Consider the following 11,844-nt stretch of genomic DNA (forward strand, 5'->3'; position numbering starts at 1 on the left):
GCCCAACGACCGCCCCCTGCCGGGGGAAACGTGAGTACGAGGGCTGTTGCGGGAAGAACTAGGGGAAGGACACGCACGGGAGCCGCGGCCGGGACGCCGCGGCTGCCCTGTGCCGAGCCGCGGGAGGCCGTCAGGTGTCGAGCGCAGCCGAGCAGGAGGCAGTGCGGGGTGCCGCCAGGAGCGCACCCGATGTCAGGGGCGCGCCCGACCGGGAAGGGAGCCGGAAGGGACAGGGCCACCGGGGTGAACCGGGGGCCCTGCGCCCCCCTGTCTGGCCGGGTGCGCCCACCCCGCTCGGGGCCCGCTTCCGGGTCGGCCCCGACGGGGTCGCGGGCACCAACTTCGCGCTGTGGGCGGGGGGCGCCGAAGCGGTCGAGGTGTGCCTCTTCGACCCGGCGGGCACCGAGACTCGGCTCGCGCTGACCGAGCTGACCCATGAGATCTGGCACGGCTTCGTCCCCGGGGTGCGCCCCGGGCAGCGGTACGGGTTCCGGGTCCACGGACGCTGGGACCCGTGGACGGGGGCCCGCTGGAACCCGGCGAAGCTGCTGCTCGACCCGTACGCGAGGGCCGTCGACGGCGACTTCGTGCTGCCGCCCGAGGTGTACGGGCACGTGCGCGACTGGCCGCAGCAGCAGGTCGCCGACACCGTGCGCGACGACCGCGACTCGGCGCCGCACGTACCCAAGGGCGTGGTCGTGCAGGACGACGACGACTGGGCCGACGACCACCGGCCCAAGACGCCCTGGTCCGACTCCGTCATCTACGAGCTGCACGTGCGCGGCTTCACCCGGCTGCACCCCGATGTTCCCGAGCATCTGCGCGGCACCTACGCGGGGCTCGCCCATCCGGCCGCGATCGAGCACCTGGTGCGGCTCGGCGTGACGGCGGTGGAACTGCTTCCGGTGCACCAGTTCGCCCACGAGGACCATCTGCTGCGGCGCGGCCTGCGCAACTACTGGGGCTACAACTCGATCGGCTACTTCGCCCCGCACGCCGCGTACTCGGCGAGCGGGACCACCGGGCAGCAGGTCGGGGAGTTCAAGCGCATGGTGCGCGCGCTGCACGCGGCCGGCATCGAGGTCATCCTCGACGTGGTGTACAACCACACCGCCGAGGCCAGTGAGATGGGGCCGACGCTGTCCCTGCGCGGCATCGACAACCGCGGCTACTACCGCCTCCAGTCCGACGCCCGCCGCTACGCCGACTACACCGGGTGCGGCAACACCCTCCATGTGGTCCAGCCCCATGTGCTGCGTCTGATCACCGATTCGCTGCGCTACTGGGTGACCGAAATGGGGGTGGACGGCTTCCGCTTCGACCTGGCGGCGGCGCTCGCCCGCTCGATGCACGACGTCGACATGCTCTCCCCGTTCCTCGCCGTGATCGCCCAGGATCCGGTGCTGCGCCGCGTGAAACTGATCGCGGAACCGTGGGACGTGGGCAACGGCGGCTACCAGGTCGGCTCGTTCCCCCCGCTGTGGACGGAGTGGAACGACCGCTACCGCGACGCCGTGCGCGACTTCTGGCGCGGCGCGCTGCCCGACGTGCGCGACCTCGGCTACCGCCTCTCGGGCTCCAGCGACCTGTACGCGTGGGGTGGCCGGCGGCCGTACGCGTCGATCAACTTCATCACCGCGCACGACGGCTTCACCCTGCGCGACCTGGTCTCGTACGAGCGCAAGCACAACGAGGGCAACGGGGAGGGCAACCGGGACGGCACCAACGACAACCGCGCCTGGAACTGCGGGGCCGAGGGCGAGACCGACGACCCCGGCATCAACGCGCTGCGCCGCCGCCAGCTGCGGAACCTGCTCACCACCCTGCTGGTGTCGACGGGCGTGCCGATGCTGGTCGCGGGCGACGAGATGGGCCGCACCCAGGGCGGCAACAACAACGCGTACTGCCAGGACGGCGAGGTGAGCTGGGTCGACTGGTCGCTCCTGGACCAGCCGGGCTCGCGCCGGCTGCTCGAACTGACCACCCGGCTCGTGGAGTTGCGGCACCGGCACCCGGTGCTGCGGCGCCGCGCCTTCTTCTCCGGCCGGGCGCAGGGGGCGGACGGGCTGCGGGATCTGGCCTGGTTCACCGCGCGGGGCGAGGAGATGACGGAGCGGGACTGGTACGCGCCGGCCGCGACCCTCGGCCTGTACCTCTCCGGCCGCGACATCCCCGGGCGCGACGCCCGCGGCGCCCCGGTGACCGACGACAGCTTCCTGATCCTGCTGCACTCCGCGGACCGCCCGGAGAGCTGCGTCCTGCCGGGGCCGCCGTGGGCCGCGTCGTACGAGGTGGTCGTGGACACCTCGGAGGAGGAACAGGCGGCGGCGCCCGGACGGGTGCACCGGGGCGGCACCACGGTGACCCTTCCGGCCCGGTCGGTCCTCGTCCTGAAGGTGGCGGAGTAGGGCCGGGGGAGGCCGCGGCGGCTAGCCGAGGATCTTGCGGTCGTACGCCACCGCGACCGCCGCGGCGCGGTCCTTGACGCCCAACTTGCCGTAGATGTGGGTGAGATGGGTCTTCACGGTGGCCTCGCTGATGAACAGGGCGCGGGCGATCTCCCGGTTGGAGGTGCCCTTCGCGACCAGTTCGAGGACCTCGCGCTCGCGGCCGGAGAGCGGCTCGCCCGCGGGGGCGGCGGGCGTGCGCACGGCCGTGACCAGGCGCGAGGCGACGGCGGGCGAGAGCACCGTGCGCCCCTCGGCCGCGGCCCTGACCGCGGTGAACAGCTCCTCGCGCGGGGCGTCCTTGAGCAGATAGCCGGTGGCGCCGGCCTCGATCGCGGGCAGGGTGTCGGAGTCGGTGTCGTACGTGGTGAGGACGAGGACCTTGGAGCGCAGCCCGCGCCGGGTGAGCTCGGCGATCGCGGCCACTCCCCCGCCGCCCGGCATGCGCAGGTCCATCAGGACGACGTCCGGGTCGAGCCGCTCGGCGAGGTCGACTCCCTCGACGCCGTCGGCGGCCTCGCCGAGGACCTCGAAGCCGTCGGCGGAGGCGAACATGCCGCGCAGACCGTCCCGCACTACGGGGTGGTCGTCGCAGATCAGGAGGGTGATGGTGGCGTCAGTGGTCATGGGGGACCAACGGTACGCGGGCCGACACGGCGGTGCCATGGCCGGGCTCCGATTCCACGACGACGCTGCCCGCGATACGTTCGGCGCGGGCCCGCATGCCGTCGAGGCCGAAGCCGCCCGTGCCGGAGCGGGCCGGCAGGTCCAGCGGGTCGAAGCCCCGGCCGTCGTCGCGGACGTCGAGGGAGACCTCGTCGCCCATGAAGGACAAGGTGACGCCGATGCGGGAGGCGTGGGCGTGGCGGCTCGCGTTGGCGAGGGCCTCCTGGGCGATGCGGAGCAGGGTGGCCTCGATCTCGTCGTGGAGCTGGACGGCGGTGCCGGTCACGGTGAAGTCGGCGCGCACCGCGTGGCGGGTGCCCCATTCGGCGACGGTCTTCTTCAACGCCTCGTGCAGCAGGTCGTGTTCGAGGTCGAGGGGGCTGAGGTTCTGCACCGAGCGGCGGGCCTCACCGAGACTGTGCCGGGCCAACGCCTGGGCGCTGGCGAGGTGTTCGCGTACCAGAGCGGGGTCGTCGCTGCTGGTGACGACCTGGAGCTGGGCGATGATCCCGGCCAGGCCCTGCGCGATGGTGTCGTGGATCTCGGCGGCGAGCCGGCGCCGCTCGTCGGCGACCCCGGCCTCCCGCGCCTGGAGCAGGAGTTGGGCGTGGAGCGCGGCGTTCTCGTCGAGGGCCTGCTGGAGGCGGGCGTTGGTGATCTCCAGGGCGGCGATGGTCTCCACCTGCTCCCGGGAGCGCTCGTCCTCCTGGGCGGCGAGATGGCTGAACACCGTGAGCAGCACGCAGTTGATGACGAGCACCGCACCGAACACCACCCAGCCCATGGTCCCCTTGGGGGGAAGCCCGCCGGACTGTGAGCCGGCCATGGTGACGGCGGTCGCGAACAGGCCGATCCGCACCAGGCGCCGGGGCAGCAGCGCCTGGGCACCGAAGTAGCCGCAGACGGCGAAGAAGGCGAAGAACGGGTTGAGCCAGGTGAGGACGAAGGCGAGGCCCCAGCGCAGGAAGTAGTAGGCGGCCCCCGCGGGGCTCGGCCCCGGCCGGGTGCGGCGCCGGCGGTCCCAGGCGACCTGGAGCAGCAGGGCGGCGCCGACCAGGGCGAGGGCGCTCCAGCGGGCGTCCGGGCTCATCAGCAGGTCGGCGGTGGCGGCCGCGGCCAGGCAGCCGATGAACAGCAACCCGAAGGGGCCCCAGCGGTGGAACACCTCCCAGCGTTCCTCCACCAGGTCCCGCTTCGCCTCGTTCGCCCCGTCGCTCATGGCTCCAGTCTCGTCCACACCGTGGGGGCCGCAGGTACCGCCCCAGCGGGCGATCGCCGTCATTCCCACCGGAACCAGCGGGTCGCGGCCGCCGAGAGGAGCACCGTCCACAGGGCGAGGACGCCGAGGTGGTCCCAGCCGGGCCAGTGGCCGGCGGCGGCCCCGGTGAGGGCCTGGGCGGCGGCGCCGAAGGGCAGCAGTTCCACGATGCGGCCCAGCGTGTCGGGCATGGCCTGGACGGGCAGCCAGACACCCGCGCTGAACATCATCGGGAAGAACACCGCGGAGCCGATGGCGTTGGCGACCTTGGAGGTGCGCGAGAGCGCGGAGATCAGGGCGCCGAGGGCGAGCGCGCTCAGGACGGCCAGCAGCAGCGCGAGGGCGTATCCGAACAGCTGGTGCGGGAGCGCCACGCCGAAGACGAGCCGGCCGACGGTCAGGGAGAGGGCGGCGGAGATCAGGGCGGCCGCGCCGTGCAGGCCCACCTGCGCGCCGAGCACGGCGGAGGGGCGCACGGGAGTGGCCGACATCCGGCGCAGGATGCCGCGCTCGCGGTATCCGGTGATGACGGGCGGCATGGCCTGAAGCCCGGCCATGATCATGGAGAGGAGGACGGCGACGGGGACGTAGGCGTCGACGAAGCGGATGCCGCCGAGTGCCTTGTCCGGGTCGCGAAAGCCGGGGATCGAGCCGAGCACCACCAGGAGGACGGTCGGGAAGACCATGATCCAGAAGAGTCCGGCGGGCTCCCGGCGGAAGAGCGTGGCCTCGGTCCTCAGTACGGCGACGGCGGCCGGGCGGGAGGCGCGGGCGGCGCGGTTCGGGCGCGGCGGGGTGAGGGTGCTGGTCATGCCGAGGCCTCCGTCAGGTCCAGGAACGCGTCGTCGAGGGTCGCCTCGGAGACACGGAGTTGGTGGGCGGTGATGTGGTGCCGGGCGAGCAGGGTGATCACGGCGTTCACGGTCTCGTCGGTGCCGTGGATGGTCACCCGGCCGTGCTTCTCCTCCACGGCGGCGGCCTGCGGCAGCCCGCCGAGCGCCAGGTCGTCGAGGGGGGCCGAGGGGGTGAACGAGATGACGGTGGACCCCGCCGCCCGCCGGATCAGGCCGGAGGGGGTGTCCAGGGCGGCGATCCGCCCCTTGTCGATGACGGCGACGCGGTCGCAGAGGCGCTGGGCCTCCTCCATGAAGTGGGTGACGAGCAGGACGGTGACCCCGCCGGCGCGCACGTCCTCGATCAGCTTCCACGTGTCGCGGCGGGCCCGCGGGTCCAGACCCGTGGTGAGTTCGTCGAGCACCACCACCCGCGGGCTGCCGATGAGGGCGAGCGCGATGGACAGGCGCTGCTTCTGTCCGCCGGACAGCTTCGCGAAGCGGGTGGTCAGCTTCTCGGCGAGCCCGAGGCGCTCGGCGAGCGGACGCCAGTCGGCCGGGTTCGGGTAGAAGGCGGCGTACAGCTCCAGCGCCTCCCGCACGGTGAGCTTGGGCTGGAGCTCGCTCTCCTGGAGCTGCGCGCCCAGGACGCGGGTCACCTCGTCGTGGTCGGCGACCGGGTCGTACCCGGCCACCCGGATCGTTCCGGCGTCCGGGACGCGCAGCCCCTCGATGCACTCGACGGTGGTGGTCTTGCCCGCGCCGTTGGGGCCGAGGATCCCGAAGATCTCGCCCTCCTCCACGGTGAAGCTGACGCCGTCCACAGCGGGCCTGCGGCCGTACGCCTTGCGCACCGCGTTGACTTCGATGATTGCCATGCCTTGAGAATCCCGGCCGGCGGGGGTCGGCCGCATCGCCCATCGCGCTCGACACCGCATCAACCGATCGGTTGACGGGCCCTACGACCTCGCGGCGCGCGAGCGGTCCTAGGACCAGGGGACCAGCGGGACCCGGTCGAAACTCAGTGGGCACTGTCGGTGCCCGTCCGTAGGCTCGGCTCTGATGTCCGAAACACATGCAGCCTCCAAGAACCCGTCGGCCACGCGCTCGCTCCTGCGCCTGTGGCCATACGTCCGACCCGTGCGAACGCGCCTGTTGAGCGCGGCATTTGTCGCGATCGTCGCCTCCTGTCTCGGTCTGGTGATCCCGCTCGTCCTGAAGTGGATCGTCGACGGGCCGGTCGCCGAGCACGACCCCGGCGGGGTGTGGCTCGGCGCGCTGTACCTGCTGCTGCTCGGGCTCGTCGAGGCGGCGCTCTTCGGGTTCCGGCGCTGGCTCGTGGCGCGGCCGCTGGCACGGGTCGAGGCGGACATGCGGGCCGATCTGTACCGGCACGTCCAGCGCCTGCCGGTCTCCTTCCACGACCGGTGGGCGTCCGGCCAGCTCCTGTCGCGCGGCACCACGGACCTCATGCTGCTGCGGATGTTCCTGGCGTTCCCGCTGACCTTCCTCGTGGTCAACGCGGTGACGATCCTCGCCGGGTTCGCGATCCTGCTGTCACAGCAGTGGAGCCTCGGCCTCGTGCTGCTCGTGCCGGTGATCCCGCTGGTGGTGATCTGCTCGCTCTTCGAGACCCGCTACTCGCTGGTCGCCCGCAGGGCCCAGGATCAGGTGGGCGATCTGACGACGGTCGTCGAGGAGAGCGTGCTCGGCATCCGCATCATCAAGGGGTTCGGCCGGCACCGCAGCCAGGCGGTGGCCTTCCGCGACCTCGCGGGGCGGCTGCGCGGCACCGAACTCGCCAAGGCGCGGCTGCTCGCCGGGATCTGGGGCCTGATCACCACCATCCCCGAACTGGCCATCGGCGCGGCGCTGGTGCTCGGCACGGTGCAGGTGGCCGACGGAGGCCTGTCGGCGGGCACCCTGGTGGCGTTCCTGTCCACGGCGCTGGCCCTGCGGTGGCCGGTGGAGTCGATCGGGTTCCTGCTGGCGATGAGCCAGGAGTCCGCGACGGCGACGGCGCGGTTCTTCGAGGCGATGGACGCCCCGGAGGAGGCGGAGGCGCCGGGCGCCTCCACGAGCCACCCCTCCGGCGAGCTGCCCCCGGACCCCCGCTCCTCAAACGCCGGAGGGGCTGAATGGGACGCGTCCAGCGCCGAGTCGGGACCCCTCGTCGCCGGCCGGGCGACCGGCGCCCCAGCCGCACCCGGAGCGCGCGACGCCGATCGAACGGCCGGCATCCGGTTCGAAGGGGTCACCTTTCGCTACCCGGACGCCGCCGAGGGCAGCCCGCCCGTGCTTGACCGTATCGATCTGCACATCCGGCCCGGCGAGACCATGGCCCTGGTCGGCGGGACCGGGTCCGGCAAGACCACGCTCACCGCGCTCGTGCCGCGGCTCTACGACGTCAGCGGCGGGCGTATCACGCTCGACGGGCAGGACATCGCCGCGATGTCCCGGGACCGGCTGCGCGGGCTCGTCTCCATGGCGTTCGAGGAGCCCACGCTGTTCTCGGCGACGGTCGGTGACAACGTCCTGATGGGCGGCGGGAGTGCGCGGGACCTGGAGCGGGCCCTGGAGATCGCGCAGGCGCAGTTCGTGGCGCGGCTGCCGCAGGGCGTGGACACCCAGGTCGGCGAGCAGGGCCTCAGCCTGTCGGGCGGGCAGCGCCAGCGGCTCGCGCTCGCGCGGGCCGTCGTGGGACGGCCGAGGTTCCTCGTCCTCGACGACCCGCTCTCCGCCCTCGACGTGCACACGGAAGCGCTGGTCGAGGCGGCGCTGCGGCGGGTGCTCCAGGACACCACCGCGCTCGTCGTCGCGCACCGTCCCTCGACGGTGATGCTCGCCGACCGGGTGGCGCTCCTGTCGGACGGCCGGATCGAGGCCGTCGGCACGCACCAGGAACTGTTGCGCACCAACGCCGCGTACGCCTGGCTGATGTCGGGCGCCGATGACCACAAGGACGAGCGGGAGGACGGGCGATGACCACCACGGTCGGGGAGAAGACGGCCACCGGCACACAGCCGGAGGCCGAGCCGGACGCGCACGTCGATCCGTTCGACCGGGACGAGCTGCCGGCGCCGCCGGGTGCGACCGGCGCGCTGTTGCGGTCCCTGCTGCGGCCGCTGCGCGGGCGCGTGGTGCTCGCGACGCTGATGCTGGTGGTGCAGCAGGCCGCCGCGCAGGCCGGCCCGCTGCTCGTCGCGTACGCCATCGACCGGGGCGTGCCGGCGTTCCGGGCGCACGACTACGGGCCGCTCGTCGCCGTGGGCGTCGGGTACCTGGTGTGCGCGCTGGGCTCCGGGGTCTTCCAGTACGCCTTCGTCCGGGCGGCCGCACGGGTCAACCAGGACGTCCTGCTCGACCTGCGCGGCCGGATATTCCGCCACGCCCAGGCGCTGAGCGTGGACTTCCACGAGCGCTACACCTCGGGCCGGCTGATCTCGCGCTCCACCACGGACGTCGAGTCGTTGCGCGAACTGCTCAGCGAGGGACTCCAGGAGCTGATCGGGGTGGTCCTCTCCTCGGTCTACATCTGCGCGATGCTGCTCTGGCTGGACTGGGGCATCGGCGCGCTCGCCGTCGCCTCCTACGTTCCGCTGCACTTCCTGATCCGGTCCTACCAGCGCCGGGCCGGCGCGATCTACGGCGCGAGGTCCACGGCGATCGCCGCGGTGATCGTCAAGTTCGCGGAGACCCTCAACGGGATCCGGCCGGTGCAGGCGTTCCGGCGCGAGCGCGCCAACGACGCGGAGTTCCAGGAGCTGAACCGGCGCCACGAGCGCAGGAACGGCGACGCGCTCCTGGAGATGGCGCGCTATGTGGTGGGCTCCCGGCTCGTCGCCAACACCGCGGTCGCGGCGATGGTGCTGTGGGGTGCGACGCGGGTCGCGGACGGCACTCTGGCCCTGGGCGTGCTGGCCGCCGCGGTCCTGTACCTGCGCCGCCTCTACGACCCCATCGACCGGCTCGGCATGTTCCTCAACTCCTACCAGTCGGCCGCCGCGTCCCTGGAGAAGGTGGCCGGCCTGCTCGCCCAGGTCCCGTCCGTGCCGGAGCCGGCCGAGCCGACGCCATTGCCGGAGCCCGCCGGCGAACTCCCGGGCCGGCGCGTCGATTTCGAGCAGGTCAGCTTCGCGTACCGGACCGGGGGCGAGGTGCTGCCCCGGTTCGATCTGACCATCCCCGCCGGCCAGACGGTGGCCGTGGTCGGGTCGACGGGCGCGGGCAAGTCCACCCTCGCCAAGCTCCTGGCCCGCTTCTACGACCCCTCCCCCGCGGCCGGCCCCGAGCACGGCGGGGCGCCGGCGGGCCGCGTGCTGCTCGACGGCACGGATCTGCGCGAGCTGTCCGTACGGGATCTGCGGCGCGGGGTCGTCATGGTCACCCAGGAGGCGTTCCTGTTCTCCGGCACGGTCGCGGAGAACATCGCGATCGGCCGCCCGGACGCCACCCGCGAGGACATCGAGCGGGCCGCGCGGCAGATCGGCGCGCACGACTTCATCGCGAGCCTGCCGGACGGGTACGACACGGACGTACGCAAGCGGGGCGGCCGGATCTCCGCGGGCCAGCGCCAACTGGTCGCCTTCGCACGGGCGTTGCTCGCCGACCCGGCGGTGCTGATCCTCGACGAGGCAACCAGTTCCCTCGACGTCCCGGGCGAGCGCGCGGTGCAGCGCGCCATGCTGACGGTCCTGAACGGGCGTACCGCGGTGGTCATCGCGCACCGCCTGTCCACGGTCGAGATCGCGGACCGGGTCCTGGTGATGGAGCACGGCCGCATCGTCGAGGACGGCTCCCCCGCCGACCTGATCGCCGGCACGGGCCGCTTCGCCGATCTGCACCGGGCGTGGCGGGACAGTCTGGCCTGAGCGCGCGGCGCCGCCCCTTCGCCCCACCTGCCGCCGCCCCGCCCGGGACGGGTTCGTAGGATCGGGGGGTGGCAACGGCAACGGGGATCGGCTGGGCGGCGCCGACGGAGACGGAATGGCTGCTGCACAGCGCGGGGCTGCGCGGCGACACCGAGGCGCAGCTGCGGGTGCTCGCCCGCGAGGTGCTCTACATCGCCGCGCCGAAGGCCGAGGTCGACGCGCGGCCCGACCGGGTCCGCTGGCCCGCCCACCGGGACGCGGCGGGGCGGCCCTGCAAAGCGGTGTTCACCCGGGGCATGCTGCCGCCGTGGCACCCGGACTGGGTGTTCCACGGCGTCTCGCTCGGATGGATCGCCGATTCGGGCCTGCTCGGCGGGCGGACGCTGCTCGCCGTCAACGCGGGCACCCCGGCCCAGTTGTTCCTGCCGACGGGCGCCGAGCAGCTGGCCCGGTGGCGCCGGCTCCACGCGGAGGCCGAGCGCCCGGAGCGGCTGACCGGGCTGCGGCACGGGCCGCTGCACGGGCCGCTCGCCTACGGCCTCGCCTGTGGCGCGCATCTCGCGGTCACCCATGACGTGCCGTGGAACGAGGTGGGCTCCCTCTACCAGGAGTACACCGCCGAGCTGCGGATGCTGCGCGACTCCTGGGGCATCACGGACCGTGCGGGCTGGCGTCAGCAGGTGGACGCCCTGCTGGACGCGCGCAACAGCCCCGCCGAGCCGGACTTCGTGCTGCGCGTGCGCGAGGAGCTGCGGGCCGGTCTTGACGAGGCGCCGCCGGCCGAGCTGTGGCGCGAGACGGCCGCCGGGCACGCCCAGGACATCGGGGTGGGCCACGCCGCCGTCCGGGACATCGAGGAGCTGGTGCGGCGCATCCTCCGCTACGAGGCCCGGTTCCGGGCGGACGGACTGCTCCCGCCGGACGGCCGGGTCACCACGGCCGTCGCCTACGACTACGGGCGCGCGGTGAACCTGGCGCGCTGGGGGCTCTCGGCCCGGTACTGCACGCCGCACGAGGCGGAGCAGGTGATCGTGCACGCGGGGGCCCTGAGCAAGGCGGCCCACCGCTCGTGGGAGGAGTTCTCCGCGGGGTACGCGCTCGGGCGGGTGCTGCGCTTCGACGAGGAGTCGTACGGCAGCTTCTACCAGCAGAACGTGAGCGCCCACCGGATCCTCACCGGGCACGAGGGCAGCCCCTGGCGCAACATCCCCTGGCGCTGAGCGGGGCGGGGGCGGTTCGGGCGGGGGCGGTTCAGGCGCCGACGGTTCCGTCGATGCCCTCGCGCAGGAGGTCGGCGTGGCCGTTGTGGCGGCCGTACTCAAGGATCATGTGCAGCATCACCATGCGCAGCGACACCTCCTCGCCCCAGCGCGGCTGAAGGCCCGAAAGGTCGAGTGACGCGGCCTCCCGCTCGACCCGCCGGGAGTGCTCGACCTCGGCCTCCCACGCGGCGAACGCCTCGGAACGGGTCGCGCCTTCGGTGTCGTACGCGGCCTGGAAGTCGATCTCGTCCGACCACACCATGGGGATGTCGTGATCCTCGAACACCCGGCGGAACCAGGTCCGTTCGACCTCGGCCATGTGCCGCACGAGGCCGAGCAGCGTGAGCGTGGAGGTCGGCATCGAGCGCCGCCGCAGCTCCTCGTCGCCGAGCCCCGCGCACTTCATGGCGAGCGTCGCTCGGTGGTAGTCGAGGAAGGCGCGGAGGGTTTCGCGTTCCGGGGCGTGGTGGGGCGGGCCTATGCGGTCGTCGTTCACCGGGGTGGCTC

Annotated in this window: 9 protein-coding genes; 4 read left to right on the forward strand and 5 right to left on the reverse strand. The window is 73.1% G+C overall.

Translation table 11 applies throughout. The annotated features are described in order from the left end of the window. Positions 1 to 134: 134 nt before the first annotated feature. On the forward strand, positions 135 to 2,408 hold the full coding sequence (gene glgX / locus OG432_RS08635; RefSeq protein WP_328309383.1) for a glycogen debranching protein GlgX: 2,274 nt from the start codon (positions 135 to 137) through the stop codon (positions 2,406 to 2,408). 21 nt (positions 2,409 to 2,429) lie between these two features. Here the strand turns inward: glgX and OG432_RS08640 are convergent, their stop codons facing one another. Genes OG432_RS08640 through OG432_RS08655 form a run of 4 tightly spaced genes read right to left on the reverse strand, consistent with a single transcriptional unit; the run spans position 2,430 to position 6,082 of the window. Next, entirely contained in the window at positions 2,430 to 3,074 is a 645-nt protein-coding gene (locus OG432_RS08640; protein ID WP_328309385.1) for a response regulator transcription factor, read from the reverse strand. Beyond that, positions 3,064 to 4,332, reverse strand: coding sequence for a sensor histidine kinase (locus tag OG432_RS08645; RefSeq protein ID WP_328309387.1), 1,269 nt, complete (start codon positions 4,330 to 4,332; stop codon positions 3,064 to 3,066). The genes OG432_RS08640 and OG432_RS08645 overlap by 11 nt, the downstream gene beginning before the upstream one ends. A gap of 59 nt (positions 4,333 to 4,391) precedes the next feature. Continuing rightward, positions 4,392 to 5,183, reverse strand: a complete 792-nt coding sequence (locus tag OG432_RS08650; protein ID WP_328309388.1) for an ABC transporter permease — start codon at positions 5,181 to 5,183, stop codon at positions 4,392 to 4,394. Further along, positions 5,180 to 6,082, reverse strand: coding sequence for an ABC transporter ATP-binding protein (locus tag OG432_RS08655; protein ID WP_328309390.1), 903 nt, complete (start codon positions 6,080 to 6,082; stop codon positions 5,180 to 5,182). Before OG432_RS08655 ends, OG432_RS08650 begins: the two co-directional genes overlap by 4 nt. Positions 6,083 to 6,266: 184 nt before the next feature. On the opposite strand from OG432_RS08655, the gene OG432_RS08660 reads away from it, so the two are divergent. The 3 genes from OG432_RS08660 to OG432_RS08670 all read left to right on the forward strand — a co-directional run bounded on the left by OG432_RS08660 (position 6,267) and on the right by OG432_RS08670 (position 11,295). Next, positions 6,267 to 8,189, forward strand: coding sequence for an ABC transporter ATP-binding protein (locus OG432_RS08660; RefSeq protein ID WP_328309391.1), 1,923 nt, complete (start codon positions 6,267 to 6,269; stop codon positions 8,187 to 8,189). Further along, a complete protein-coding gene (locus OG432_RS08665; RefSeq protein WP_328309392.1) occupies positions 8,186 to 10,075 on the forward strand; it encodes an ABC transporter ATP-binding protein in 1,890 nt (629 codons plus the stop codon). Before OG432_RS08660 ends, OG432_RS08665 begins: the two co-directional genes overlap by 4 nt. A 68-nt stretch (positions 10,076 to 10,143) precedes the next feature. After that, positions 10,144 to 11,295: a DUF1266 domain-containing protein gene (locus tag OG432_RS08670; RefSeq protein WP_328309394.1), complete on the forward strand. Its 1,152-nt coding sequence runs from the start codon at positions 10,144 to 10,146 to the stop codon at positions 11,293 to 11,295. 31 nt (positions 11,296 to 11,326) lie between these two features. Here OG432_RS08670 and OG432_RS08675 read toward each other — a convergent pair whose 3' ends face one another. Beyond that, positions 11,327 to 11,833, reverse strand: a complete 507-nt coding sequence (locus OG432_RS08675) for a DinB family protein (RefSeq protein ID WP_328309396.1) — start codon at positions 11,831 to 11,833, stop codon at positions 11,327 to 11,329. Positions 11,834 to 11,844: the final 11 nt, after the last annotated feature.

Origin of the sequence: Streptomyces sp. NBC_00442 (assembly GCF_036014195.1) — a bacterium.
In the GTDB taxonomy this organism is placed as follows: Bacteria; Actinomycetota; Actinomycetes; order Streptomycetales; family Streptomycetaceae; genus Streptomyces.

Excerpts from the sequence above, each read along its gene's own strand:
- OG432_RS08645 (WP_328309387.1), bottom strand. The coding sequence starts at position 4,332 with ATGAGCGACGGGGCGAACGAGGCGAAGCGGGACCTGGTGGAGGAACGC.
- OG432_RS08640 (WP_328309385.1), bottom strand. The coding sequence starts at position 3,074 with ATGACCACTGACGCCACCATCACCCTCCTGATCTGCGACGACCACCCC.
- OG432_RS08650 (WP_328309388.1), bottom strand. The coding sequence starts at position 5,183 with ATGACCAGCACCCTCACCCCGCCGCGCCCGAACCGCGCCGCCCGCGCC.
- OG432_RS08665 (WP_328309392.1), top strand. The coding sequence starts at position 8,186 with ATGACCACCACGGTCGGGGAGAAGACGGCCACCGGCACACAGCCGGAG.
- OG432_RS08660 (WP_328309391.1), top strand. The coding sequence starts at position 6,267 with ATGTCCGAAACACATGCAGCCTCCAAGAACCCGTCGGCCACGCGCTCG.
- OG432_RS08655 (WP_328309390.1), bottom strand. The coding sequence starts at position 6,082 with ATGGCAATCATCGAAGTCAACGCGGTGCGCAAGGCGTACGGCCGCAGG.